The organism is Paenirhizobium cremeum, assembly GCF_022884085.1.
GTDB classification, from domain to species: domain Bacteria; phylum Pseudomonadota; class Alphaproteobacteria; order Rhizobiales; family Rhizobiaceae; genus Allorhizobium; species Allorhizobium cremeum.
The window spans coordinates 168,981-191,843 of sequence record NZ_JAGGCS010000002.1 but is presented as its reverse complement, the minus strand read 5'-3'; the positions used below and the strand labels follow the sequence as shown (position 1 = coordinate 191,843).

The 22,863-nt window shown below is 62.4% G+C and carries 28 protein-coding genes; 15 read left to right on the top strand and 13 right to left on the bottom strand.

Translation table 11 applies throughout. From position 1 onward, the window contains the following. The first annotated feature begins 1 nt into the window (after position 1). Genes J5N58_RS04395 through J5N58_RS04355 form a run of 9 tightly spaced genes read left to right on the top strand, consistent with a single transcriptional unit; the run spans position 2 to position 7,939 of the window. Positions 2-868 (top strand): carbohydrate ABC transporter permease, encoded by an 867-nt coding sequence (locus tag J5N58_RS04395; protein ID WP_244709836.1) that lies wholly within the window; start codon positions 2-4, stop codon positions 866-868. A gap of 3 nt (positions 869-871) precedes the next feature. Beyond that, positions 872-1,969: an ABC transporter ATP-binding protein gene (locus tag J5N58_RS04390; protein WP_113466435.1), complete on the top strand. Its 1,098-nt coding sequence runs from the start codon at positions 872-874 to the stop codon at positions 1,967-1,969. Between the two features lies 1 nt (position 1,970). Beyond that, a complete protein-coding gene (locus tag J5N58_RS04385; RefSeq protein ID WP_244709833.1) occupies positions 1,971-3,080 on the top strand; it encodes a mandelate racemase/muconate lactonizing enzyme family protein in 1,110 nt (369 codons plus the stop codon). Between the two features lie 13 nt (positions 3,081-3,093). Next, on the top strand, positions 3,094-3,423 hold the full coding sequence (locus tag J5N58_RS04380) for an L-rhamnose mutarotase (RefSeq protein WP_244709831.1): 330 nt from the start codon (positions 3,094-3,096) through the stop codon (positions 3,421-3,423). 27 nt (positions 3,424-3,450) lie between these two features. Then, the gene (locus J5N58_RS04375) at positions 3,451-4,521 is read left to right on the top strand and encodes a Gfo/Idh/MocA family protein (protein WP_112829287.1); all 1,071 of its coding nucleotides are present in this window, start codon (positions 3,451-3,453) and stop codon (positions 4,519-4,521) included. Between the two features lie 11 nt (positions 4,522-4,532). Next, positions 4,533-4,985 (top strand): MaoC/PaaZ C-terminal domain-containing protein, encoded by a 453-nt coding sequence (locus tag J5N58_RS04370; RefSeq protein ID WP_112829286.1) that lies wholly within the window; start codon positions 4,533-4,535, stop codon positions 4,983-4,985. 30 nt (positions 4,986-5,015) lie between these two features. Beyond that, positions 5,016-5,750 (top strand): SDR family oxidoreductase, encoded by a 735-nt coding sequence (locus tag J5N58_RS04365; protein WP_112829285.1) that lies wholly within the window; start codon positions 5,016-5,018, stop codon positions 5,748-5,750. Positions 5,751-5,773: 23 nt separating this feature from the next. Beyond that, on the top strand, positions 5,774-6,616 hold the full coding sequence (locus J5N58_RS04360) for a fumarylacetoacetate hydrolase family protein (RefSeq protein WP_112829284.1): 843 nt from the start codon (positions 5,774-5,776) through the stop codon (positions 6,614-6,616). A 45-nt stretch (positions 6,617-6,661) separates the two neighbouring features. Further along, positions 6,662-7,939 carry an L-fuconate dehydratase gene (locus J5N58_RS04355; RefSeq protein ID WP_113340841.1) on the top strand — a complete coding sequence of 426 codons (1,278 nt, stop codon included), beginning with the start codon at positions 6,662-6,664 and terminating at the stop codon, positions 7,937-7,939. A 66-nt stretch (positions 7,940-8,005) separates the two neighbouring features. On the opposite strand, the gene J5N58_RS04350 is transcribed toward J5N58_RS04355, so the two are convergent. Beyond that, positions 8,006-8,995 (bottom strand): zinc-dependent alcohol dehydrogenase family protein, encoded by a 990-nt coding sequence (locus J5N58_RS04350; RefSeq protein WP_244709829.1) that lies wholly within the window; start codon positions 8,993-8,995, stop codon positions 8,006-8,008. Between the two features lie 105 nt (positions 8,996-9,100). Between J5N58_RS04350 and J5N58_RS04345 the strand changes: the two genes are divergently transcribed. Next, the gene (locus J5N58_RS04345) at positions 9,101-9,958 is read left to right on the top strand and encodes a LysR family transcriptional regulator (protein WP_113443322.1); all 858 of its coding nucleotides are present in this window, start codon (positions 9,101-9,103) and stop codon (positions 9,956-9,958) included. 70 nt (positions 9,959-10,028) lie between these two features. On the opposite strand, the gene J5N58_RS04340 is transcribed toward J5N58_RS04345, so the two are convergent. Together J5N58_RS04340 and J5N58_RS04335 are read right to left on the bottom strand one after the other, a co-directional pair. Beyond that, positions 10,029-11,462, bottom strand: a complete 1,434-nt coding sequence (locus J5N58_RS04340) for an NAD(P)(+) transhydrogenase (Re/Si-specific) subunit beta (protein ID WP_244709826.1) — start codon at positions 11,460-11,462, stop codon at positions 10,029-10,031. A 19-nt stretch (positions 11,463-11,481) separates the two neighbouring features. Continuing rightward, on the bottom strand, positions 11,482-13,056 hold the full coding sequence (locus J5N58_RS04335; RefSeq protein ID WP_112829377.1) for a Re/Si-specific NAD(P)(+) transhydrogenase subunit alpha: 1,575 nt from the start codon (positions 13,054-13,056) through the stop codon (positions 11,482-11,484). 253 nt (positions 13,057-13,309) lie between these two features. Between J5N58_RS04335 and J5N58_RS04330 the strand changes: the two genes are divergently transcribed. Further along, the gene (locus J5N58_RS04330) at positions 13,310-13,474 is read left to right on the top strand and encodes a DUF1328 domain-containing protein (protein ID WP_112829279.1); all 165 of its coding nucleotides are present in this window, start codon (positions 13,310-13,312) and stop codon (positions 13,472-13,474) included. A gap of 88 nt (positions 13,475-13,562) precedes the next feature. Here the strand turns inward: J5N58_RS04330 and J5N58_RS04325 are convergent, their stop codons facing one another. After that, on the bottom strand, positions 13,563-14,318 hold the full coding sequence (locus J5N58_RS04325; RefSeq protein WP_112829278.1) for a Crp/Fnr family transcriptional regulator: 756 nt from the start codon (positions 14,316-14,318) through the stop codon (positions 13,563-13,565). A gap of 140 nt (positions 14,319-14,458) precedes the next feature. Between J5N58_RS04325 and J5N58_RS04320 the strand changes: the two genes are divergently transcribed. After that, positions 14,459-14,848 (top strand): ANTAR domain-containing protein, encoded by a 390-nt coding sequence (locus J5N58_RS04320; RefSeq protein ID WP_112829277.1) that lies wholly within the window; start codon positions 14,459-14,461, stop codon positions 14,846-14,848. Between the two features lie 139 nt (positions 14,849-14,987). Here the strand turns inward: J5N58_RS04320 and J5N58_RS04315 are convergent, their stop codons facing one another. Both J5N58_RS04315 and J5N58_RS04310 read right to left on the bottom strand, forming a co-directional pair. Then, complete coding sequence (locus tag J5N58_RS04315; RefSeq protein ID WP_112829276.1) at positions 14,988-15,554, bottom strand: RNA polymerase sigma factor; 567 nt, start codon at positions 15,552-15,554, stop codon at positions 14,988-14,990. Next, the gene (locus J5N58_RS04310; RefSeq protein WP_112829275.1) at positions 15,554-15,760 is read right to left on the bottom strand and encodes a NepR family anti-sigma factor; all 207 of its coding nucleotides are present in this window, start codon (positions 15,758-15,760) and stop codon (positions 15,554-15,556) included. Before J5N58_RS04310 ends, J5N58_RS04315 begins: the two co-directional genes overlap by 1 nt. Positions 15,761-15,906: 146 nt before the next feature. On the opposite strand from J5N58_RS04310, the gene J5N58_RS04305 reads away from it, so the two are divergent. Next, on the top strand, positions 15,907-16,071 hold the full coding sequence (locus tag J5N58_RS04305; protein ID WP_112829274.1) for a DUF1328 domain-containing protein: 165 nt from the start codon (positions 15,907-15,909) through the stop codon (positions 16,069-16,071). A gap of 150 nt (positions 16,072-16,221) precedes the next feature. Here J5N58_RS04305 and J5N58_RS04300 read toward each other — a convergent pair whose 3' ends face one another. The 4 genes from J5N58_RS04300 to J5N58_RS04285 all read right to left on the bottom strand — a co-directional run bounded on the left by J5N58_RS04300 (position 16,222) and on the right by J5N58_RS04285 (position 19,732). After that, positions 16,222-16,566: a hypothetical protein gene (locus tag J5N58_RS04300; RefSeq protein ID WP_112829273.1), complete on the bottom strand. Its 345-nt coding sequence runs from the start codon at positions 16,564-16,566 to the stop codon at positions 16,222-16,224. Positions 16,567-16,682: 116 nt separating this feature from the next. Then, positions 16,683-17,738 carry a zinc-binding metallopeptidase family protein gene (locus J5N58_RS04295; RefSeq protein WP_112829272.1) on the bottom strand — a complete coding sequence of 352 codons (1,056 nt, stop codon included), beginning with the start codon at positions 17,736-17,738 and terminating at the stop codon, positions 16,683-16,685. A 96-nt stretch (positions 17,739-17,834) separates the two neighbouring features. Further along, complete coding sequence (locus tag J5N58_RS04290) at positions 17,835-18,833, bottom strand: sensor histidine kinase (RefSeq protein WP_112829271.1); 999 nt, start codon at positions 18,831-18,833, stop codon at positions 17,835-17,837. A gap of 104 nt (positions 18,834-18,937) precedes the next feature. Beyond that, the gene (locus tag J5N58_RS04285; RefSeq protein WP_112829270.1) at positions 18,938-19,732 is read right to left on the bottom strand and encodes a response regulator; all 795 of its coding nucleotides are present in this window, start codon (positions 19,730-19,732) and stop codon (positions 18,938-18,940) included. A 151-nt stretch (positions 19,733-19,883) separates the two neighbouring features. Between J5N58_RS04285 and J5N58_RS04280 the strand changes: the two genes are divergently transcribed. After that, positions 19,884-20,072: a NepR family anti-sigma factor gene (locus J5N58_RS04280; protein ID WP_112829376.1), complete on the top strand. Its 189-nt coding sequence runs from the start codon at positions 19,884-19,886 to the stop codon at positions 20,070-20,072. A gap of 4 nt (positions 20,073-20,076) precedes the next feature. Here J5N58_RS04280 and J5N58_RS04275 read toward each other — a convergent pair whose 3' ends face one another. Continuing rightward, the gene (locus tag J5N58_RS04275; RefSeq protein WP_113340848.1) at positions 20,077-20,526 is read right to left on the bottom strand and encodes a hypothetical protein; all 450 of its coding nucleotides are present in this window, start codon (positions 20,524-20,526) and stop codon (positions 20,077-20,079) included. A gap of 2 nt (positions 20,527-20,528) precedes the next feature. Beyond that, complete coding sequence (locus J5N58_RS04270) at positions 20,529-20,891, bottom strand: ElaB/YgaM/YqjD family protein (RefSeq protein ID WP_112829268.1); 363 nt, start codon at positions 20,889-20,891, stop codon at positions 20,529-20,531. A gap of 241 nt (positions 20,892-21,132) precedes the next feature. On the opposite strand from J5N58_RS04270, the gene J5N58_RS04265 reads away from it, so the two are divergent. Further along, positions 21,133-21,330: a CsbD family protein gene (locus tag J5N58_RS04265; RefSeq protein WP_112829267.1), complete on the top strand. Its 198-nt coding sequence runs from the start codon at positions 21,133-21,135 to the stop codon at positions 21,328-21,330. Between the two features lie 63 nt (positions 21,331-21,393). Here the strand turns inward: J5N58_RS04265 and guaD are convergent, their stop codons facing one another. Then, a complete protein-coding gene (guaD, locus tag J5N58_RS04260) occupies positions 21,394-22,770 on the bottom strand; it encodes a guanine deaminase (protein ID WP_244709824.1) in 1,377 nt (458 codons plus the stop codon). Between the last annotated feature and the right edge of the window lie 93 nt (positions 22,771-22,863).

Here is a 22,863-nt window from a genome sequence, read left to right as displayed (position 1 = left end):
GATGAACGAGAACGCACAACACCGCTTCAAGGCCACGCTGCTTTCGCTTGCCCATAAGGTCACCCTCTTCCTGGCGATGACCGTCATCTGCCTTCCCGGCCTCTGGATCGTGCTCGCCTCTTTCCGCCCGACGGTGGAAATCATGGCGAAGCCTCCGGTTTGGATACCCCAGGATCTTTCCCTCGATGCCTATATCGCCATGTTCTCCGGCATCGGCCAGGGCGGCATTCCGGTCATCGAATACTTCCGCAACTCTCTGATTGTCTCGATCACCTCGACGGTCGTCTCGCTCGCCATCGGCATGGCCGGCGGCTATGCCTTCGCGCGCTACCGCTTCAAGGGCAAGTCCGGCATCTTCCTCGGCCTGATGCTGACCCGCACCGTGCCCGGCATCGCGCTCTCCCTGCCGCTCTTCTTCGTCTATTCGAAACTCGGCATCATCGACAGCCATTTCGGCCTGATCCTCGCCTATGTCGCGCTGAACGTGCCCTTCACCATCTGGCTGATCGACGGCTTCTTCCGTCAGGTGCCGAAGGATCTCGCCGAAGCCGCACAGATCGACGGCTGCACCCGCTGGCAGGCCTTCTGGCAGGTGGAATTCCCCCTTGCCGGGCCCGGCATCGCGTCCGCCGGCATCTTCGCCTTCCTCACCTCTTGGAACGAGTTCGCGCTTGCCTCGCAGCTCACCCGTTCCGTCACCTCCAAGACCCTGCCCGTCGGCCTGCTCGACTACACCGCGGAATTCACCATCGACTGGCGCGGCATGTGCGCGCTCGCCGTCGTGATGATTATCCCGGCGCTCGTGCTGACCTTCATCGTGCAGAAACACCTCGTATCCGGCCTTACCTCCGGCGCAGTCAAAGGATAGACCATGGCAACCGTTTCCCTTGAAAAGCTGGTCAAGCGCTATGGCGCGCTCGAAGTGGTGCATGGCATCGACCTCGAAGTGGCGGACCGCGAATTCATCGCGCTTGTCGGCCCCTCCGGCTGCGGCAAGTCGACGACGCTGCGCATGATCGCCGGCCTGGAGCCGATCTCCGGCGGCAACCTCAAGATCGGCGGCCGCGTGGTCAACGACCTGCCGCCTCGCGCCCGCAATCTCGCCATGGTGTTCCAGTCCTATGCCCTCTACCCGCACATGACCGTGCGCGAAAACATGGGCTTCTCGCTGAAAATCGCCGGCATGAAGCCGGAGGACATCGCCCCCCGTGTCGAGGAAGCGGCCCGCACCCTGGACCTGACCGCCCTTCTCGACCGTCGTCCATCGCAACTGTCCGGTGGCCAGCGCCAGCGGGTCGCCATGGGCCGCGCCATCGTGCGCGATCCGGACGTCTTCCTGTTCGACGAACCGCTGTCGAACCTCGACGCCAAGCTCAGAACCCAGATGCGCACCGAGATCAAGAAGCTGCACGCCAAGGTGCAATCGACGGTGATCTACGTCACCCATGACCAGGTCGAGGCGATGACGCTTGCCGACCGCATCGTCATCATGCGTGACGGTTATATCGAACAGGTCGGCACGCCGGAGGAAGTGTTCCAGCGCCCGAATTCGAAGTTCGTTGCCGGCTTCATCGGTTCGCCGCCGATGAACCTCAAGGACGCCGAAATCGCCGACGGCCGCGTCGTCTTCGCCAATGGCGACAGCCTGCCTCTGCCGCAGCAGTTCGCCTCGCGTGTCAGCGCCGGCCGGAAGGTCACCTTCGGCCTTCGCCCCGACGACATCTATCCCACGGGTCACGGCATCCATTCCGGGGAGGAAACCGACGTCTACAGGACCGACCTCAAGGTGACGATCACCGAACCGCTCGGCAACGAGACGCTGGTTTTCGCCGAACTGGGCGGCAGCGAATGGGTGAGCCGCATGCTGAACCCGCGCGCGCTGAAGAGCGGCGAAAGCCTCTCCTTCTCGCTCGACCTTTCTCAGGCCCACATGTTCGACCGGGAAACCGGCAGGACCCTGAGAGGCTGACATGGCACGGATCGAACGTATAGAGCTGAAAATGGTCGACCTTCGCCCGAAGGTCGAGCGCACGGATGCGATCCAGAGTTTCGTCAGCCAGGAAACCCCGCTCGTCACCATCACCGACAGTGATGGCGCCATGGGCACCGGCTACAGCTACACCATCGGCACCGGCGGCTCCTCCGTCATGCGGCTTCTCGCCGATCATCTTAGCCCCCGCCTGATCGGCCGCGACGCCGACCGGATCGAGGCGATCTGGCATGAACTGGAATTCGCCACCCATGCGACCACCATCGGCGCGATCACCTCGATTGCGCTTGCGGCCATCGACACGGCTCTCTGGGATCTTCGCGCCCGCAAGCAGGGGCTGCCGCTGTGGAAGCTCGCAGGCGGCGCCAGGGATCGCTGCCCGCTCTACACCACGGAAGGCGGCTGGCTGCATATTCCGACCGAGGCGCTGGTCGAGGATGCGCTGGACGCGAGATCGAGGGGCTTCAGTGGCTCAAAGGTGAAGATCGGCAAGCCCAGCGGTTCCGAGGATTTCGCCCGCCTCTCGGCCGTTCGCAAGGCCGTCGGCGATGCCTATGAGATCATGACCGATGCCAATCAGGGCTTCGCCGTCGACGAGGTGATCCGCCGCGCCGAACGGTTGAGGGAACTCGATCTCGCCTGGCTGGAGGAACCGCTCCCGGCCGACGATATCGACGGTCACGTCAGGCTTAATCGTTCGACCGCAACGCCGGTCGCTGTCGGCGAGTCGCTCTATTCGATCCGTCACTTCCGCGAGTACATGCAGAAAGGGGCATGCTCCATCGTGCAGGTGGATGCCGGCCGTATCGGCGGCATCACCCCCTGGCTCAAGGTGGCGCATGCGGCCGAAGCCTTCGACATGCCGGTCTGCCCGCACTTCCTGATGGAACTGCATGTCAGCCTGACCTGCGCCGTGCCGAACGGCAAGTATGTCGAATACATCCCCCAGCTCGACGACATCACCACCTCGCGCCTGAGGATCGAAGACGGCATGGCGCTCGCGCCCGAGACGCCCGGCCTCGGCATTGCGTGGGACTGGGACGCCATCGACGGCCGCCGGATCACAGAATTCGACCGCGAGATCCGGTAAGGAGGAAACGACTATGCAGCGCATCGGCATGGTGATCGGCGTGAGGCCGGAAAAGCTCGAGGAATACAAGCGCCTGCACGCGGCCGTCTGGCCCGAGGTGCTGGCGATGATTTCCGCCTGCAACATCCGGAACTACTCGATTTTCCTGAAGGAGCCGGAGAACCTGCTCTTCTCCTTCTTCGAATATCACGGCACCGATTACCAAGCCGACATGGCGAAGATGGCCGCCGACCCGAAGACCCAGGAATGGTGGGCCGTCTGCATGCCCTGCCAGCAGCCCCTTGATAGCCGCAAGGATGGTGAGTGGTGGGCGTCGATGGAGGAGGTATTCTTTCATGCGTAACGCAGCGCCGGCTTGGGGAAAAAGCTTATGACCTTCGACCCGAAATCCCTTTCCCAGTCCTGGCCGCGGCCGGCAAAGCCGCGCCCGATCGTCACCTTCGGCGCCGGCTCCATCGTCAGCGACGCGCATTTTCCCGCCTATGCCAAGGGCGGGTTCCCCGTCGCCGGGCTCTACGATCCGGATTACGAAAAGGCGAAGGCGCTTGCCGACAAATGGGGTGTCACGGCCTATGCCTCCGTCGAGGAAGCGGCGGCAGTGGAGAACGCCATCTTCGATCTCGCCACCCCGCCGGCAGCCCATGCAAAAGTGCTGTCCGCCCTGCCGGATGGCGCACCGGTGCTGATCCAGAAGCCGATGGGTTCGGATCTTGCGGCCGCGACCGAAATCCTGAAGATCTGCCGGGCCAAAAACCTTAAGGCGGCCGTGAACTTCCAGCTCCGCTTCGCGCCGATGATGCTGGCGCTGAAGGATGCCATCGCCAAGGGATTGCTCGGCGAGGTCGTCGATTTCGACGTCTATCTGGCGCTCGATACGCCATGGCAGCTCTGGGCCTTCCTCGAGGGACTGCCGCGCATCGAGATCGCCATGCACTCGATCCATTATCTCGACCTGATCCGGCAGATACTCGGCGATCCGGAGGGTGTGCATGCAAAGTCGATCGGCCACCCGAACCACAAGATGGCGCAGACCCGCACCACCGCGATCCTCGACTATGGCGACCGGGTACGCTGCGCCGTCTCGATCAACCACGACCATAAGTTCGGCCGCAGGCATCAGGCCTGCGAATTCCGTGTGTGCGGCACAGAAGGTGCAGCTTATGTCCAGCTCGGCGTCAATCTCGATTATCCGCGCGGCGAGCCTGATATCCTGGAGATTTACCCGAAGGGCGGCAGCGACTGGGTAACCGTGCCGCTGGAAGGCACTTGGTTCCCCGATGCCTTCGTCGGCCGCATGGCCAACCTGCAGCGCTACGCCTCCGGCGAGGATGCCGAACTCGTCTCGTCGGTCGAGGACGCCTGGAAGACCATGGCGCTCGTCGAGGCGCTCTACCAGTCGAACGCGGCACCTGCGACCGCGCTCGAGACACTACCGCAGTAAGGACGATCGCGATGGAACAGCTGAGATATTTTGAGGACTACGAAGTCGGCGCACAGCGCCTGACGACGGGCCGCACCATCACCGAGACGGATTTCATCGTCCATGCCGGCCATACCGGCGATTTCTTCCCGCATCACATGGATGCCGAATTCGCCAGGACCACGCCGTTCGGCCAGCGCATCGCCCATGGCACGATGGTCTTTTCCATCGGCATCGGCCTGACCGCCAGCGTCATCAACCCGGCTGCCTTCTCCTATGGCTACGACCGCCTGCGGTTCATTCGTCCCGTCTTCATCGGCGACACCATCCACACCCGGGTCACCATTCATTTGAAGGAAGACGATCCGAAGCGTGCCGAAGTCGGCCGCGTCGTCGAACGCACCGAAGTCATCAACCAGAAGGGCGAGGTCGTGCTCGCCGCCGACCATATCCACATCGTCGAGCGCCGACCCAGGGCCGCCTGATCCGCCGACTTAAGGAAAGGAAGAAACCCCATGCCCCTCCCCCTCGAAAACAAGCGCGTGCTGGTCACTGCTGCCGGCCAGGGCATCGGCCGGGCGAGCGCGCTCGCCTTCGCCCGCGCAGGTGCGACCGTCGTCGCCACCGACATCAATGCCGATGCGCTGAAGAGCCTTGCCAGTGAGGTAAACATCGAAACCCGCCTGCTCGACGTGCTGAAGGACGAAGCGGTTACCGCCGTCGTCGCCGAGACCGGCCCCTTCGACGTGCTGTTCAACTGCGCCGGCTTCGTGCATTCCGGCTCGGTCCTCGAAATGGCCGACAAGGATCTGGACTTCGCCTTCGACCTCAACGTCCGCGCCATGGTGCGCACCATCCGCTCCGTGCTTCCTTCCATGCTGGAGCGTGGCGGCGGGGCGATCATCAACATGGCGTCGGTCGCCTCCTCCATCAAGGGCGTGCCGAACCGCTGCGCCTATTCCGTCACCAAGGCCGCCGTCATCGGCCTCACCAAGTCGGTCGCCGCCGATTATGTGGCACAGGGCATCCGCTGCAACGCCATCTGCCCCGGCACGGTGGAAAGCCCCTCGCTGCAGGACCGCATGAAGGCCCAGGGCGATTATGAAGCCGCCCGCGCCGCCTTCATCGCCCGCCAGCCGATGGGCCGCCTCGGCACGCCTGAGGAAATCGCCGATCTGGCGGTGCATCTCGCCACCGCGACCTATACCACTGGTCAGGCCTACGCCATCGACGGCGGCTGGACGATCTAATCTCATTTGAAAGGAATTCCCCGATGAAACTCATGCGCGTCGGCCCCCTTGGCCAGGAAAAGCCCGCCCTTCTCGACAAGGACGGCAAGATCCGTGACCTCTCCGCCCATGTCGCCGATATCGGTGGCGCGGCCATCGGCCCGGAAGGCCTTGCAAAGATCGCGGCCATCGACCCCGCCTCGCTGCCGGAACTCGCGCCGGGCCGCATCGGCGCCTGCGTTGCCGGTACCGGCAAGTTCATCTGCATCGGCCTCAACTATTCCGACCACGCCGCGGAAACCGGCGCTGAGGTTCCGCCGGAACCGGTCATTTTCATGAAGGCGACCTCGGCGATTGTCGGCCCGAACGATGACGTGCTGATCCCGCGCGGTTCGGAAAAGACCGACTGGGAGGTCGAACTCGGCGTCGTCATCGGCAAGACCGCGAAATACGTCTCGGAAGCCGAAGCCATGGACTATGTCGCCGGCTACTGCGTCTCCCACGACGTTTCCGAACGCGCCTTCCAGACGGAACGGGCGGGACAGTGGACCAAGGGCAAGTCCTGCGACACCTTCGGCCCCATCGGCCCCTGGCTGGTGACGAAAGACGAGATCGCCGATCCGCAGAACCTCTCGATGTGGCTGACGGTCAACGGCGAGAAGATGCAGAACGGCTCCACGAGGACCATGGTCTATGGCGTCGCCTATCTCGTCTCCTATCTGAGCCAGTTCATGTCGCTCCATCCCGGGGATGTCATCTCCACCGGCACGCCGCCCGGCGTCGGCCTCGGCATGAAGCCGCAGCGCTTCCTGAAGGCCGGCGACGTCGTCGAACTCGGCATCGAAGGCCTCGGCACCCAGAAGCAGACCTTCAAGGCCGACTCCTGACCCCCCTCACCCTGATCCCTCCCTCAAGCCCCAGGGCCTTGACCTATGACCAAGATCACCAGCCTGCGCTCGATTGACCTGCGCTTTCCCACCTCCCGGAGCCTCGACGGCTCGGACGCGATGAATCCGGACCCGGATTACTCGGCTGCCTATGTCGTGCTGGGTACCGACCAGCCCGGCCTTGAAGGCCATGGCCTGACCTTCACGATCGGCCGCGGCAACGAGATCTGCTGCGCCGCGATCGACGCCATGAAGCATCTGGTGGTGGGGCTGGATCTCGATTGGGTCAAGGCCAATCCCGGCCGCTTCTGGCGGCATGTGACGAGCGACAGCCAGCTGCGCTGGATCGGTCCGGACAAGGGCGCCATGCATCTTGCCACCGGCGCCGTGGTCAACGCCGTCTGGGACATTCTCGCCAAGCAGGCCGGCAAGCCGGTCTGGCGCCTTGTCGCGGACATGACGCCCGAGGAAATCCTCTCCATCGTCGACTTCCGCTACCTGACGGACGCCATCACGCCGGACGAGGCGCTGGCGATCCTGAAGAAGGCCGAGGAAGGCAAGGCCGAGCGCATCGCCCTCCTCGAAAAGGAAGGTTATCCCTGCTACACCACGTCTGCCGGCTGGCTCGGCTATTCCGACGAGAAGCTGCGCCGTCTCTGCCAGGAGGCCGTCGATCAGGGCTTCACCCACATCAAGATGAAGGTCGGCCGCGATCTGGAAGACGACAAGCGCCGCCTGAAGATCGCCCGCGAAGTCATCGGCGACGACCGCTACATGATGATCGACGCCAACCAGGTCTGGGAAGTCGGCGAGGCCATCGACTGGGTGAAGGAACTTTCGGTCTACAAGCCGTTCTTCATCGAGGAGCCGACCAGCCCCGACGATGTCGCCGGCCACAAGGCGATCCGTAAGGCCGTGGCGCCGGTCAAGGTCGCGACCGGCGAGATGTGCCAGAACCGCATCGTCTTCAAGCAGATGATCGCCGGCGGCGCGATCGACATCGTGCAGATCGACTCGTGCCGCATGGGTGGCCTGAACGAAGTGCTTGCCGTGCTGCTGATGGCTGCAAAGTACAATCTGCCCGTCTGGCCCCATGCCGGCGGCGTCGGACTTTGCGAATATGTCCAGCACCTCTCGATGATCGACTACATCGCCGTCTCCGGCACCAGGGAAGGCCGCGTCATCGAGTTCGTCGACCATCTGCACGAACACTTCATCGATCCCTGCCGGATCGAGAACGCGGCCTACATGCCCCCGTCGCTGCCGGGCTTCTCCATCGAGATGAAGCCGCAATCGATTGCGGACTATACGTTCAAGGGATAAGCAAGACGGCAATGGCGCGCGTCCGCAACACTGCGGACGCGCGCCATTGCGTCACGGATGTCGTCCTCAGTCGATGGTGACGACCAGCTTTCCGTCTGCCGCCCGCGTTTCGATCAGTTCGTGCGCCTCGGTCGCGGTCGAAAAATCGAACTGTCGCCGGTCCAGCCTCGGCACGATCTTTCCGGCCTCGGCAAGTCTTGTGGCTTCCCGCATGATCTCGCCGTGATGTTCGCGGCCTTCGCCGGTCAGGAGCGGCAGGAGCGTGAAGACGCCAGAATAGGTCGCGGCCTTGAAGGAAAGGGGCGCAAGGGCATGGGTGCCCCAGCCCAGACTGCTCGCCACATGGCCGAAACGCTTGACAGCCCTGAAGGCCGTGTCGAGCGAAGCGCCGCCGACCGTATCATAGACGACATCGAAGCCCTTCCCGCCGGTGTATTTCTGCACATAGGCCTCGACATCCTCGGAAGCATAGTCGATCGGCACCGCTCCAAGGCTGCGAAGGTAATCGGCCTTGCCGGCGCTATCGACACCGTAGACCTCGGCGCCGAACGCCTTGGCGATCTGCACGGCGATGTGACCGACGCCACCGCCCGCCCCCAGAACGAGCACGGTCTGGCCGGGCTTCACGCCCACGCGGTCGACGAGACCTTCCCAGGCAGTGATGAAGACCAGGGGAAGCGCCGCAGCCTCCCGCATGCTCAATGTTGCCGGCTTGACGGCAAGCAGCCTCGCGTCGACAGCCGCATATTCGGCGAGTGATCCCTGGTTGCCGCCCACACCACCCGTCATCCCGTAGACCTCGTCGCCACGCCGGAAACCGGTCACGCCGGGACCGACCTCCTCCACCGTCCCCGCAAGGTCGATGCCGAGAATGGCGGGTAGCGACTGGCGAGCATGCGCGCCGTTGCCGGCTCGGATCTTCGTGTCGAGCGGATTCACGCCGCTTGCCTTGATGCGGACAAGGACTTGTCCCTCGCCGGCAACCGGCCGGGCAATATGCGCGAGGCGGAACGGCGCGCCGTAGGTTTCGAGAACAAGCGCTTTCATATTGGTCATCTCCATCACTCCTTGAGTTGCGATGGGCAGAGATTGCGCTCACGTGAATTGAATGGAAATTATAGATATTGCATGATATCCATTCATTTTTGAATGAGGGTCCGTATGACGCCGGAATGGAGCGATTTTCGCATTTTCCTCGCGGTCGCCCGCGAAGGCACATTGGGCGCGGGTGCCCGACGGCTCGGCCTCACCCAGCCGACCATGGGTCGGCGGCTGAAAGCCCTGGAGGCAGCGCTCGGCACCGTGCTGTTCCAGAGAACGACCGACGGTTTTGTCCTGACCGACGAGGGCAGGTTGCTGCTGCCCCATGCCGAACGCATGGAGGAGGAGGCGATTGCCGTCGAGCGCGGCCTCGCGGGAAGCCGAAACGAACTCGATGGGCTCATCAGGATCTCCAGTTCGGACTGGTTCGGGGTGCATGTCCTGTCGCCCCTGCTTGCCGAGTTCTCCCGGCGGCATCCGAAGGTCGTGATCGAACTGCTGACGGATTCGCGGCTGCTCAACCTCTCCCGCCGCGAGGCCGATCTGGTGTTTCGCATCCGGCCCTTCACCGAGGTCGACGTCATCTCCCGCAAGTTCACGCATGTCGAGTACGGGCTTTACGTACCGGAGGGCTTCCCCGACCCGGTGATTGGCGACGGCGAGGGCTTGAGCGTGGTGACGATGGACGAGGCGTTCGGCAGCATGCCGGACGTGGCCTGGCTCCGCGAGAGCTTTCCCGGCGCATTCGTTGCCATGCGCAGCAACAACCGGGATGTCCAGGCCCGCCTATGCGCTGGCGGAGCGGGCATGGCGGTTCTCCCGGTGCCGCTCGGCAACAAGACATCGGGCATTCGCCGCGTCGAACTCCACGCACACCCGCCGGGACGGGACACATGGCTGGGCTACCACCGTGACATGCGCCGTCTGCCGAGGCTGCGCGCACTCCTCGACTTCCTGATCGCCGCCGTACGATCCTGAAACGGTCATCGCCGGAGACAAAAAAGCCGGGCGTCTCCACCCGGCTTTCCATGTCGCGTAACGCCCGGTCCTACTTTATCATCGGCAGGAGTTCGGAAACCGATTTCTTGGCGTCGCCATAGAACATCCGCGTGTTCTCCTTGTAGAACAGCGGGTTCTCGATACCGGAATAGCCGGTGCCCTGACCGCGCTTGGACACGAAGACCTGCTTGGCCTTCCACACTTCGAGAACCGGCATGCCTGCGATCGGCGAGTTCGGGTCTTCCTGCGCGGCCGGATTGACGATGTCGTTCGAGCCGATCACGATGACAACGTCCGTGTTCGGGAAGTCGTCGTTGATCTCGTCCATTTCCAGAACGATGTCGTAGGGCACCTTGGCCTCGGCGAGCAGCACGTTCATGTGGCCCGGCAGGCGGCCGGCGACCGGATGGATGGCGAAACGCACCTCCTTGCCGGCGGCGCGCAGCTTGCGGGTCAGTTCCGAAACCGCCTGCTGCGCCTGCGCGACGGCCATGCCGTAGCCCGGTACGATGATGACCGAATCCGCCTCGTTGAGCGCGGCGGCAACGCCTTCGGCGTCAATCGCCACCTGCTCGCCGGTGATCTCCATCGCAGGCCCCGTCGTCGCGCCGAAGCCGCCGAGAATGACCGAGACGAAGGAGCGGTTCATCGCCTTGCACATGATGTAGGAGAGGATCGCACCCGAGGAGCCGACCAGCGCGCCGGTGACGATCAGAAGATCGTTGCCGAGCGTGAAGCCGATGGCCGCCGCAGCCCAGCCGGAATAGCTGTTCAGCATCGACACCACCACCGGCATGTCGGCGCCGCCGATGCCCATGATGAGGTGGTAGCCGATGAAGAAGGCGAGCAGCGTCATCAGGATCAGCGTCCAGACGCCCGCGCCGTTGAAATACATCACCAGCATTATGAGCGACAGGATCGCAGCACCGGCATTGAGCATATGCCCGCCCGGCAGCTTCTTGGCCTTGCCGTCCACCTTGCCGGCAAGCTTGCCGAAGGCGATGACCGAGCCGGTGAAGGTGACGGCACCGATGAAGACGCCGAGGAAAACCTCGACCTTCATGATGGCGAGTTCGACAGGCTCCTTGTGGGCGAGGATCGCCGCGAAGCCCGTAAGCGCCGCGCGACCCGCCTCGTCCATGGTCGCCACGCGCCATGCTTCGATATGCGCGTTATAGCCGATGAAGACGGCGGCAAGACCGACGAAAGAGTGAAGTGCAGCAACGAGCTGCGGCATCTCGGTCATCTGCACGCGGCTTGCCACGTAGTGGCCGAGCACTGAACCGCCGGCGATCATCAGCAGGATAATGAACCAGTTGCCGACACCCGGACCGAAGACCGTGGCGACAACGGCAAGCCCCATGCCGATAATGCCGTACCAGACGGCGCGCTTGGCGCTTTCCTGGCCGGAAAGACCGCCGAGGGAAAGGATGAAAAGAACGGCCGCGGCGATGTAGGCGGCGGAAACGATACCGATCGTCATGATTATATCCCCTCCCCGATCAGGACTTCTGGAACATGGCGAGCATGCGCCGGGTGACGAGGAAGCCACCGACGATGTTGATCGTGGCGATCAACACCGACAATGCGGCAAGGATCACCACCAGCCAGTTGCCCGAGCCGATCTGCAGGAGCGCGCCGAGGATGACGATGCCGGAAATGGCGTTCGTTACCGCCATCAGCGGCGTGTGCAGCGAGTGGCTGACATTCCAGATGACCTGGAAGCCGATGAAGCAGGCGAGCACGAAAACGATGAAATGGCTCATGAAGCTGGCCGGGGCATAGGCGCCGACGATCAGCAGCAGCGCCGTGCCGATGGCGAGCAGACCGGCCTGGTTGCGGGTCTGGGCCTTGAAGGCGGCGACTTCCTGAGCGCGCTTTTCCTCCGGCGTCAGTTCCTTCGGCTTTTCCTTCGGCTTCTGCGCGGCAATCGCCTGCACCTTCGGCGGCGGCGGCGGGAAGGTGATCTCGCCCTGATAGGTCACGGTCGCGCCGCGGATGACGTCGTCTTCCATGTTGTGGACGAGAACGCCGTCCTTGGCGGGCGTCAGATCCGTCATCATGTGGCGGATATTGGTCGAATAAAGGGTCGAGGACTGGGCGGCCATGCGGCTCGGGAAATCCGTGTAGCCGATGACAATCACGCCGTTATCGGAAACGATCCTCTGGTCTGCGACCGTGAGGTCGCAGTTACCGCCGCGCTCGGCCGCAAGGTCGATCACGACCGAACCCGGCTTCATCGCAGCCACCATGTCGGCCAGCCACAGCTTCGGCGCATCGCGGCCCGGAATGAGAGCCGTGGTGATGACGATATCCATGTCGGGAGCGAGTTCGCGGAACTTCTCGAGCTGCTTCTCGCGGAATTCCGGCGATGACGGCGCGGCATAGCCGCCGGTCGCGGCACCGTCCTGCTGCTGATCGGCAAAGTCGAGGAAGACGAACTCGGCGCCCATCGATTCGATCTGCTCGGCCACTTCCGGACGCACGTCGAAGGCGTAGGTGATCGCGCCAAGCGAGGTCGCCGTCCCGATCGCGGCGAGACCTGCGACACCCGCGCCTATGACCAGCACCTTGGCCGGAGGAACCTTGCCCGCCGCCGTCACCTGACCGGTGAAGAAGCGGCCGAAATTGTTGCCCGCTTCGATGACGGCGCGATAGCCCGCGATATTCGCCATGGAGGAAAGCGCGTCCATCTTCTGGGCGCGGCTGATGCGCGGCACCATGTCCATGGCGACGACGTTTGCACCCTTCTCCTTGCAGAGCTCGAGAAGGTCCTTGTTCTGGGCGGGGTAGAAGAACGAGATCAGCGTCTTGCCGGCTGTCAGCCGCTCGGCCTCGGCCGTTTCCGGCGGACGCACCTTGGCGATCACGTCGGCGCCTGCGTAAAGCGCCTCGGCTCCGTCGACCACCGTTACGCCGGCGGCGCGATAAGCCTCGTCGGAAAAGCCCGCGGACTTCCCCGCACCGGCTTCTATCAGGCATTCATAGCCGAGCTTCTGCAGTTGGACCGCGCTGTCCGGTGTCATCGCCACGCGCGCCTCGCCTGCAAAAATCTCCTTTGGCGAACCGATCTTCAAACCCATCTCCTCAATCCCTAGCCAAAAGTCGAAACTCCCAGTCGGCGGACACGAGCAGAACCGAAGCCTCATGTCCAGCCCCAATGAGCCCCAATCCGTTCGGTTTTGTCCCTCGACGATTGGGCATCACCGAATATTTGCCGCCACCCGGCCTCGACCCGTCGAATGACACCGATCGAACCGGCCGTCCGCCATGGAACAAATCGCCTGCTCCACGGTTAACCGGCGGTTCCGCCGATGCAGGGAGACGATCATGTTGCGATGGATCCTGATTTTTCTTCTGATTGCCGCCGTTGCCAGCCTGCTCGGCTTTCGCGGCGTCGCCGGTGTGTCCGCCGGCATCGCCAAGATCCTCATATTCATCGTTCTGGTCATTCTTATCATCGCTCTTTTCACCGGCGTCATCATTGTTGCCTGACGCGGCGAAATGAAGCGGCGCCCGCCGGGGCAAAGCCCGCGGGCGAAGCAGGCTGCCGATTTCCTCCTCCACTAATCTGGGGATACCGTCAGATGAAGGGCCGGACGAGTGCATCGTCCGGCCGCCAGTTGGCGACTTCGCACAGGGCTTCGACGTCGAGCACGTCGCAGCCGCGATCCAGCCATCGGATCATGCCGCGGTCACCCAGACGCCGCAGCGTCTTGTTGGTATGAACGATCGACAGGCCGAGCGTATCGGCGACATGGGTCTGGGTTACCGGAACATATCGCCTGGTTTCGTCGAGCAATCCGGTAAGCCGGCCGCGCTCGTGGAGAAAGGCCAGGAGATAGGCTGCCCTTTCGAGCGCGGTGCGCCGCCCGATGCTGAGCAGATGCTCATCCAGGATCGATTCCTCGCGCGCGGCAAGCCAGGTGAGGTCATAGGCGAGGCTCGCATGCTTCTCGAAAAGCGTGAACAGCCGGCTTCGTTCGAACATGCAGAGCGTCATCGGCGTAAGAGCCTCGACCGAGTGCTGCATTTCCGCCATCAGCGCGCCCTGCAGCCCCACAAGGTCGCCCGGCACCACATAGTTGAGGATCTGCCTGCGGCCATCCTCCAGGATCTTGTAGCGAAACCCCCACCCCTCGAGAACGGTGTAGAGATGCGCGCTGTTGCTGCCCTCCACCACCACGGTCGCGCCCGCATCCGTGCTCAGTTCGCCTCTTTTGAACCGGGCGACGAAATCGAGTTCGTCCTCGGAAAACCGCCTAAAATGCGACATGGAACGAAGCGGGCAGGAATAGCAGCTCAGCCGAACGGAACTCTGACGAAAGTCGTTTGCCATGCAATGTCCTCTTTTTTACCGCAAAAGGGTTCCTTCAAGAAAATGTTCCATTCGGAACCCTCGTTGCCCAGGACATGTCTTTTTTAAATGACGGGCCGGTCAGTTCACGCCAAGGTCGCGGCGAACCAGAAGGAAAAGCCATGAACAACCCGTCGCTTCGTGTTCTCGTTGTCGAGAGCCAAGGTCTGATCGCGGTGGAGATAGAAGATATCCTCACGGAAAAACTCGGATGCAGCGTAACGATCACCGCGCATGCGGAATTCGGCGACGCTCTCGCCAACGGTCGCTATGACGTGGTTCTCGTGGATGCGGCTCCTTCGAAGGCGGAAAACCTTGCCCGTGCAGAGCAGATCGAGGCGTCCGGCGCCGCCACCGTCTTTCTGTCCGCCTATGAGGATTTTTCGCCGAATGTTCGGTCCTCGCACGGCTTCCCGATCATCGACAAGCCTTTCGATCCGTTCCATCTCGTGGAAACCGTCAAGGCGGCGGCTGCTCATCGCTACGATTCCGCCCCGGACGCACAAGGCTAGCCGTTCCGGCAAAGCCGAAACCGGCGTTCCGTCTGAAGTTCCTGGAAACCGGGACGTTGCAGCATCCTTGCGCATATGGATGCGCAGCGTCTTCGATCGGAAGACGCTGCGCGACGACCTTTCGTCAATATGACCGGAGCTACCCGGCAAAGGCACGCTTGGTGACGGCGGAACTGTCGGCGTCGGGGCCGTAATCGCCCTGGCCGCTGACGGCGAGAATTTCCTGCAGCTTGGTGCGGGCGCGGTTGATACGGCTTTTGATCGTGCCGACGGCACAGCCGCAGATTTCAGCCGCTTCCTCATAAGCGAAGCCGGAGGCGCCGACGAGAATGATCGCTTCCCGCTGGTCGCTCGGAAGCTGGTCCAGCGCGCGCTTGAAATCCTGGAAGTCGAGCGCGCCGTATTGCTGCGGATGCGTCGCAAGCTGTGCCGTGAAGATGCCGTCGCTGTCGGAAACCTCGCGGCCGCGCTTGCGCATCTGCGAGTAGAACTCGTTGCGCAGAATGGTGAAGAGCCAGGCCTTCATGTTGGTGCCGGGTTCGAAGTGATCCTGCTTGGCCCAGGCTTTCATGATCGTTTCCTGGACCAGATCGTCAGCCATGTGATGGCGACCGGTCAGGGAAACGGCAAAGGCACGCAGGTTAGGCAAGGCCGCAAGCAGCTCACGCTTGAAAGAGCGATCGTTCGTCAGGTTTTCTGCGGTCATTATGCGGTGTCCCTGATGCCGTAACTGTTATCGACCTGCTTCTCCGCCATGTCCAGTTTCTCCAGCAGGCTGAGAAAACGATCGGGAATCCCTTCCTCCTCCACGGAGCGATAATAGGCGCGAAGCTGGGCTGAAATTCCGGCATGCACGCCCGCCGGGCTTTGCCCGTTACCAGCGGCCGATGTTTGATTGGGTGACTTGGTCATTCTCGTCCAGTTGGCTGTTTGCGTTCGTGCCGGTAAACGATGAACTATCCCTAAGGTTCCACGGGTTCCCGATTTTTCCGCCAAGCCCCGAAATGGAACAATTGTAGAAGGCCGACGTTCTCCTGCCATCATCCAAGGAGGATCTCATGCTTTACTATGCTCTTGTTTTCCTGATCGTGGCCCTGATTGCCGGCGTGCTTGGCTTCGGTGGCATTGCCGGCGCATCGGCAGGCATCGCCAAGATTCTGTTTCTCGTCTTCATTGTTCTGTTCCTTGTCTCCCTGGCCACCCGCCTGTTCCGCAGGGTCTGAACGATCCCGCAAACAAAACACCCGGACGTCGTCCGGGTGTTTTGCGTTTCAGGATAGGCGGAGCGCGCGGCCCGCATCGGCATTCTCTCTCGTCATCGATGGGAAACGATCTTTCCTCTCGAAAGGGGGAAGGTTATGAACCGCCGGGCATCAGCGCGTCTGCGCCACAAGGGCAAACGGCCCTTCCGCTTTTGCCGTATTCGCCAGCGCCTGGGCCTCGACGGCAGGCAGTCCGCGCTTTGACAAGCCGGCCAGTCTCGCCGGGTCGATGGTCCGGTTTATCTGCGGCCGGCCGGCGAGAAGGGCCGGATCGACGGGAATGCAATTGCCGTAGATGATCCGGGCGAGCTTTTCCGCTTTCGCGGTTTCGCCCGGCAGGGCCAATCGACATTCCTGGGTCGAATGGTAGGACACGACAGCGATCGGCTCCTCCAGACAGCGAGCCGTATCCGGGGGGCATGCAATGAGAACCATCAGAGCTGCAAGCGTGTCCATTGGCGTTCTCCTCAAGTGGAAGATTAACGCAAAACGACGCCAGATGTTCCTCAAAGTATTAGTATAACACCAAAGTGATTTTCGCTCGCCGCCGGGTGTCAATCCATCGATTGTAATTAGCCCTTATGAATAAGGTCATGAATATATTGTAGCTTCGCAACCACCGGAATGGAGAGCACAAAGGGATAGAGATCCCGTTGTCCCATACTGCGGTTGATGCTGTTGATCGCGATCGTCAGGGGCACCCACGCATCGACCAGTACCTTCGCGTTGACCGCGCGGTAGCTGTCGAAGGTGGTGGTGAGCGATAGTCCGTCGGCGTCCGGTTCGGGACTGATCCGCAAACCGAAGGCATCGGCAGTGTCGAGCGCATCGACGATGTGGAAGTAATGCGCCCAGGTCTCGGCAAAATCCTCCCACGGATGGCTTGCCGCATAGGCGCTGATGAAATTCTGTTCCCAGCCCTGCGGCGGTCCTTCGGCATAGTGTCGCCGTAGCGCCTCGCCGTAATCCGCGCGCTCATCGCCGAAAACGGCACGGAAGTCGTCTGTCGCTCCGCGGTCACGCACCAGTTTTCCCCAGTAGTAATGCCCCACTTCATGGCGGAAATGGCCGATCAGCGTGCGGAAAGGTTCGCCCAAGGAAACCCGCCGCGCTTCGCGTTCGGCATCGGACGCCTCGGCGACATTGAGCACGATCAGGCCGTCTGTATGCCCGGTCATAACCGGAGAGCCGGCGGCCCCATTGCCTCTGTCGGAAAGAAACTCGAATCCGAGACCGCCCTGAGGATCGCCCGCCCGGGTGACGAGGGGAAGATCGAAGCGCGTCAGGGAATAAAACAGATAGCGCTTGGCGAGTTCGATCTTCTGCCAGTTCTCCACATTTTCAGGGATATCGAGGTCGGGGATCGTCAGGTTATGCCGGCAGGCGATGCAGAAACCGGAAGGGTCGCCATCCTCGACCAGCCAGTTGCATCCGCCCATCTGCGCATTGGCGCAAAGCTGAAGCGGCGTGGAGGGGGCGGCCGGGTCGACGGAACCGCCATCCCCAGGCTGAACCGCGACCATGTCGAAACGGCTCGGCCGATAGGCGAGCCCCATGCCGCAGGTCACACAGGCATTGTTGTCGAAATGCACGACATTGGCGCAGTTGCTGCAGGAAAAAAGCCGCATCGGTATCCCGTGACGTCAGGAGGAAAAAGATCGGACCCGCATCTTTCGACAACGGGAAACCCTCGGTCAATGCGGCGGAACGAGCTTGGTTCCCCTTCAGTCCTCGATCTCGAGCGGGAATCGCAGTTCATAGACCACCTCGCCAGCCTCCATCGTGTGCACCGCACTGCCGTTGACGGATGTCGGCACGACCCGCTCCAGCACCGTGCTGCCGAACCGCGACGTCCTCAAGGCATCTTCGGCCTCGCTGTCGGCCTTGCCGAGAGGCTCCCTCCACAGGATCACGATTTCGGGCCCCTTTTCGCCCTCGACCCGCATGCAGTTCACTTCGATCGGCTTTCGCCGGGCGATGAAGTCTCCGTGGCTGACGGCATTGACGATCAGTTCGTGCAGCGCCAGACCGATATGCAGCGAGGCATTCGGCGACAGCAGGATGTTTTCGCCGGTCGCGCGAACGAGGTCGACATTGTCCTGCACGTAGCGATCGACCTGCTGCTGGACGAGGTCGCGGAAATAGGCCCCGCGCCAGCTGGAATCGGTGATGAGATCCTGCGACTGGGAAAGAGCGTGCAGCCTTCCGCGAAACTTCGCGAGAAACATCTCCAGCGTTCCGGAATAGCGTGCGGTCTGCGAAGCGATGCTCTGAATGATCGCCAGCAGGTTCTTCGACCGGTGGCTGACCTCCCGCAGCAGGGCCCGCAGCAGGCGTTCACGGCGCCGGTCCTCGGTGCGGTCCATGACGATCGTCACGAGGTGAAGTTTTCCGTTGGACATCTCGATCAGCCGACACCGGAATTCGAAAAAGGTATCGTCTCCCGGCTCGATCTCGAGTTCGGCACGCTCCCCGGCTTTGCTCAGCCCTGCCTTGAGCTCCGCCAGTCTTGCCCCGATATCGGGGCCGAAGATCGTCTCGTCCGTCGGAACCGCCCCGGCGGGCAGAAACCAGCGGGGCGGCAGCGTCGTGATGCAGATATATTTCCCCTGACAATCCTGCAGCGTGAGGCTGGCGCTCATATCGATCAGGGCGGTTATGAAAAACTCGCGCAATAGCTCGTCGCCGCGCTGAGGTTCAAACCATGTCAATCGATGTACCAACTTCTCACTCCGCCGCTCTGGGCAATCCGCTTCCGTGAGGGTCTCCCTCACCCGCCGCAGGGGCGGATTCCCCCCGTGGCCGCGAGCTTAAAACACGGCTGCAATCAGGCTTGTTCCGCCACCCGTTCGTTGAAGAACAGCGCCTGGCTAATCAAAGCCTTGACCATGTCGGGATTGAACGGCTTCGTGACCAGGAAGGCCGGTTCCGGGCGCTCGCCCGTCAGCAGCCGCTCCGGAAATGCCGTGATGAAGATCACCGGCACCGTATCGACCTTGAGAATATCGTTGACCGCATCGATGCCGGAACTGCCGTCGGCAAGCTGGATATCGGCGAGCACCATCTTCGGATTGGTGCGGTTGTAGAGTTCGACGGCCTCGCCATGCGTGCGCGCAATGCCGGTGACGCGGTGGCCGAGGTCTTCCACCATCTGCTCGATGTCGAGCGCGATCAGCGGCTCGTCCTCGATAATCATGACATCGGTCGCGACCTGCCTGGAAATCTCGTGGGAGGCTTCGTTGAAGAGAGCGGTGAACTCGTCTTCGCCGACCCCCAGGATTTCCGCGGCCTCGACAGGGGTGAAGCCCTCGACCGTTATCAGCAGGAAGGCGTGACGCGCCCGCGTCGGCACGGCGGCAAGATTGGCGGCGGCGCGCTTTTCCCAGGCGAACGGCGAGGTGACCTCGGGAATTTCCACATCCGTTGAATCGAAGATGGTGACGAACAGTCTATAAAGTGCGACGCGGTCGTCGCCAGACTTCGGAAAGATCGATATATCCTCGATCAGCGCCTCCAGGACCGCTGCCACATAGGCATCGCCTGATGTCTGCGATCCCGTGACCGCACGGGCATAACGTCGGAGATAGGGCAGATGGGCAGCAACGCGGGCAGTCAGCGACATTCAATTTCTCCAATAGAGATAAGGTATGGTTATGCTTCGGCAGGGAACGCGGCCTGATAAAAATAGTTCCGCGCCCGAGGAACTTTTTTTATTTGACCCGCTTAAGGCAATAATCTCATCTTCGCGACAAGCTCAATCGGACTTCATGACCATGGCAGGCAAGCAATCGGACCGCAAGGACGGGCCAAAGACCGCAGAGACCAAAAGGCAGAATGCCAACGCCATGATTGCCTCCCGGCTTCGCAGCTATTACGACAGCATCATCGAGGAAGGCACGCCCCCGCAATTTCTCGATCTTCTCGAGCGGCTGGATCAGGCCGAGCGCAATAGCAAGGGATAGGCGGTCACTCCGCCGGCGGCCTTCCGAAGCCGCGGCTCTTCGCCAGCACGTAGACGAAACCTGCCACCAGCGCCGTCGTCGCAATCGGGTTTTGCCGCACCATTTCCGGCAGTTCCCGCATCAGTCCGCTGGCAAGCGGATCGGCCTGGCTGCGCATGGCAAGCTGGCGGGCGATCCGCGCCTGCTCCGTTTGCCGGTTGAGGACGGCCACGACCGCAAGCGTCACCACGGCGGCGGCAAAAGCGGCGGCGGCAACCACCAAAGCGGCGGCAACAGCTCCCGCCTCCGCGGAAACCCAGAGCGCCAGCGCCGTAACCAGCGCCCCATAGGCCGTGAGCAGGAACAGCCCGACCAGCACTCCGCCGATGGCGGAGCGTTTCGTCTCGACGATCGTCGAGCGCATGTCGACCTGGCCAAGCGCGAGGGCCAGTATCTGTGCGATCACTCCGTTCATGCTCACCGCCGCGTCAGAAGGGCGGCGACGAAACCGATACCGGCGGCAATCGCAACCGACTGCAGGGGACGGCTGCGGATATGCGCTTCCAGATCCTGTTCGGCGGCGGCAAGGCTGGTGCGGGCGGTATCGACATACTGGGCTGACGCTTCCGCGACATCGGCGCCGAGCTGGCTTGCGCGGTCTCCCGCTTCCTTCAGCTTGCCGTTTCCGAAAGAGGCCAGCGTCTGGGTAAGCGCCGCGAGATCGTTTCTGAGCTTTTCCAGTTCGGCCTGAATGTCTTCGACCGTGGCGTCGCTATTGCCTTTGCTACGACCTTCTGCGGCAAGCCCGTTTGCCTTTTCCGTGCCCGATATTGAAGCCATCTGACATCTCCTTTGATTTTCTCGTTCCGCTCCATAGAACACGCACCGGCGCGGATCGGTTCCAGAAAGATCCGCTTTTTCCGAGATGGCAAGAGACAAATGAGACGCAGGCGGATCAGTCCATGTTTCAGGGGCTGCGCTTCGTGACCGTGTCTTCTGGAGCGGAACCTCAACCGGCCTAAGACGTTCACCACTGGAGATCGCGACCTCTGAATGTGAACAAACCTCAAGGAGATTGAAGATGAACTGGAATCAGATCGAAGGCAATTGGGAGCAGTTCAAGGGCAAGGCCCAGGCCCAGTGGGGCAAGCTCACGGGCGACGACCTCGACGTGATCGCCGGCAACCGCAAGCAGCTCGCCGGCAAGATCCAGGAGGCCTATGGCAAATCGCAGGAAGAAGCCGAACGCGAAATCGACGTCTGGATGAACAGGCACTGATCGTGATCGCGGCGTGACGGTGGCGGCCTTTCCCAAACCGGGAAGGGCCGCTTTCGTATGCAATCATTCCCGGCCCGCGACATCTCCGTCCACCCATACGGTCGTGATGTTCGCCTTCGAGGCCGTGAAGACGATTTTCTGGAGAATGCCCTCGCCGCTGTCGAACTCGTCCCAGAGGCGGATCGAACCGGCCTTCGCCCGGGTATCGATGACGATCGCGTCGAAGCGGTATCCCGGTGAAAACTGACCGACCGGAAGATCGAGCGCCTTTGCTCCACCCGCCGTCGCGACATGGAAGGCGTGACGGAAATCGATCCGCGCCGGCTGGCCGCCCGCCCTGTCCGCCGCGCCCACCGCCGGATCGACACCCGTCTCCAGCATCCGCGATACCGTCACTGCAGCGCGGCAGTTCTCCAGCATGGAAGCGCTCGGCCCGCCGGAAATATCGGTTCCAAGGCCGACATGCAGCCCCTTTTCCAGCGCCGCCCGGAGCGGAAAGACCGCGCCGGCGAAATAGGCGTTCGAAAGCGGGCAATGGGCGACAGCCGCCTCACGCACCCTGATCTTCTCCATGTCGCTTGCCGTCAGGAGATTGGAATGGGCAAGCATCGTGTGCCGTCCGAGCAGGCCGAAACGGTCGAGGCTTTCCGTGTCCGTCACGCCATGCCGGGAAAGAACGTAGCCGTGTTCCCAGTCGCTCTCCGAGCAATGGGTCTGCACATGGCAGCCGCATTCCCGTGCGATCGCGCCAAGCCCTTCCAGCGCCGCATCGGTGCAGGAGGGAATGAAACGCGGCGTGACCACCGGCTTCACCCGTCCCTCGCCGTTTTCCGGATGCATCCGGACATAGTCGATCAGCGCCCGCGTACCTTCGAGCGCCGCATCGACGGACACATCCCGGTAATAATCCGGGCAGCTCTCGGCATTGTCCATGGCGACCTTGCCGATCAGGGCGCGCTGGCCCTTTTCGAGGCAGATATCGACGAGCGCCCGTGTCGCATCCTGATGCACGGTGGCGAAATAGAGCGCTGTCGTCGTGCCGTTGGCGATCAGGTCCTCGACCAGCAGCGAATAGGCCCGCTTGGCAAAGGCGAGATCGGCATAACGCGCCTCCAGCGGAAACGTATATGTCTGCAGCCAGACCTCGAGCGGCACGTCGAGCGCGCCGCCGAGCTGCGGATATTGCGGCGCATGCACATGACAATCGACAAAGCCCGGCAGGAGATACGCCCCTTCCGGCAGCCGCTCGAGCGTGCCAGACGCGATGGCCCCCTGTTTCGTTGCCTCGTAGCCCTCCTCCGCCGGCTTCAGCACGAAACGGATCGCCCCCTCCCCGTCGACCGCGATCAGGACGTCCGTCAGCACATCGATCTCGCCCGGAACCGGGGCATGGAAGCCGGAGGCGAGCAGGGTTTTGTTGCGAAGGGTGGAGATGGACATGGTGCCTGCTTTATCTGGGTGGGCGCTCGCCACTTGCGCCCTTCTCCCCGTTCACGGGGAGAGGTGGCGGCCGCCGGGCGAGGAACATCCCAT

Bases quoted from the DNA above. Each gene is read 5' to 3' on its own strand.
- J5N58_RS04285 (WP_112829270.1), bottom strand. From the start codon at position 19,732: ATGTCGCTGACTGCCCGCGTTGCTGCCCATCTGCCCTATCTCCGACGT.
- J5N58_RS04270 (WP_112829268.1), bottom strand. From the start codon at position 20,891: ATGGCTTCAATATCGGGCACGGAAAAGGCAAACGGGCTTGCCGCAGAA.
- J5N58_RS04390 (WP_113466435.1), top strand. From the start codon at position 872: ATGGCAACCGTTTCCCTTGAAAAGCTGGTCAAGCGCTATGGCGCGCTC.
- J5N58_RS04350 (WP_244709829.1), bottom strand. From the start codon at position 8,995: ATGACCAATATGAAAGCGCTTGTTCTCGAAACCTACGGCGCGCCGTTC.
- J5N58_RS04280 (WP_112829376.1), top strand. From the start codon at position 19,884: ATGGCAGGCAAGCAATCGGACCGCAAGGACGGGCCAAAGACCGCAGAG.
- J5N58_RS04320 (WP_112829277.1), top strand. From the start codon at position 14,459: ATGAACAACCCGTCGCTTCGTGTTCTCGTTGTCGAGAGCCAAGGTCTG.
- J5N58_RS04365 (WP_112829285.1), top strand. From the start codon at position 5,016: ATGCCCCTCCCCCTCGAAAACAAGCGCGTGCTGGTCACTGCTGCCGGC.
- J5N58_RS04325 (WP_112829278.1), bottom strand. From the start codon at position 14,318: ATGGCAAACGACTTTCGTCAGAGTTCCGTTCGGCTGAGCTGCTATTCC.
- J5N58_RS04265 (WP_112829267.1), top strand. From the start codon at position 21,133: ATGAACTGGAATCAGATCGAAGGCAATTGGGAGCAGTTCAAGGGCAAG.
- J5N58_RS04315 (WP_112829276.1), bottom strand. From the start codon at position 15,554: ATGACCGCAGAAAACCTGACGAACGATCGCTCTTTCAAGCGTGAGCTG.
- J5N58_RS04370 (WP_112829286.1), top strand. From the start codon at position 4,533: ATGGAACAGCTGAGATATTTTGAGGACTACGAAGTCGGCGCACAGCGC.
- J5N58_RS04340 (WP_244709826.1), bottom strand. From the start codon at position 11,462: ATGACGATCGGTATCGTTTCCGCCGCCTACATCGCCGCGGCCGTTCTT.
- J5N58_RS04345 (WP_113443322.1), top strand. From the start codon at position 9,101: ATGACGCCGGAATGGAGCGATTTTCGCATTTTCCTCGCGGTCGCCCGC.
- J5N58_RS04385 (WP_244709833.1), top strand. From the start codon at position 1,971: ATGGCACGGATCGAACGTATAGAGCTGAAAATGGTCGACCTTCGCCCG.
- J5N58_RS04330 (WP_112829279.1), top strand. From the start codon at position 13,310: ATGTTGCGATGGATCCTGATTTTTCTTCTGATTGCCGCCGTTGCCAGC.
- J5N58_RS04355 (WP_113340841.1), top strand. From the start codon at position 6,662: ATGACCAAGATCACCAGCCTGCGCTCGATTGACCTGCGCTTTCCCACC.
- J5N58_RS04300 (WP_112829273.1), bottom strand. From the start codon at position 16,566: ATGGACACGCTTGCAGCTCTGATGGTTCTCATTGCATGCCCCCCGGAT.
- J5N58_RS04305 (WP_112829274.1), top strand. From the start codon at position 15,907: ATGCTTTACTATGCTCTTGTTTTCCTGATCGTGGCCCTGATTGCCGGC.
- J5N58_RS04395 (WP_244709836.1), top strand. From the start codon at position 2: ATGAACGAGAACGCACAACACCGCTTCAAGGCCACGCTGCTTTCGCTT.
- J5N58_RS04295 (WP_112829272.1), bottom strand. From the start codon at position 17,738: ATGCGGCTTTTTTCCTGCAGCAACTGCGCCAATGTCGTGCATTTCGAC.
- J5N58_RS04360 (WP_112829284.1), top strand. From the start codon at position 5,774: ATGAAACTCATGCGCGTCGGCCCCCTTGGCCAGGAAAAGCCCGCCCTT.
- J5N58_RS04380 (WP_244709831.1), top strand. From the start codon at position 3,094: ATGCAGCGCATCGGCATGGTGATCGGCGTGAGGCCGGAAAAGCTCGAG.
- guaD (WP_244709824.1), bottom strand. From the start codon at position 22,770: ATGTCCATCTCCACCCTTCGCAACAAAACCCTGCTCGCCTCCGGCTTC.
- J5N58_RS04375 (WP_112829287.1), top strand. From the start codon at position 3,451: ATGACCTTCGACCCGAAATCCCTTTCCCAGTCCTGGCCGCGGCCGGCA.
- J5N58_RS04310 (WP_112829275.1), bottom strand. From the start codon at position 15,760: ATGACCAAGTCACCCAATCAAACATCGGCCGCTGGTAACGGGCAAAGC.
- J5N58_RS04275 (WP_113340848.1), bottom strand. From the start codon at position 20,526: ATGAACGGAGTGATCGCACAGATACTGGCCCTCGCGCTTGGCCAGGTC.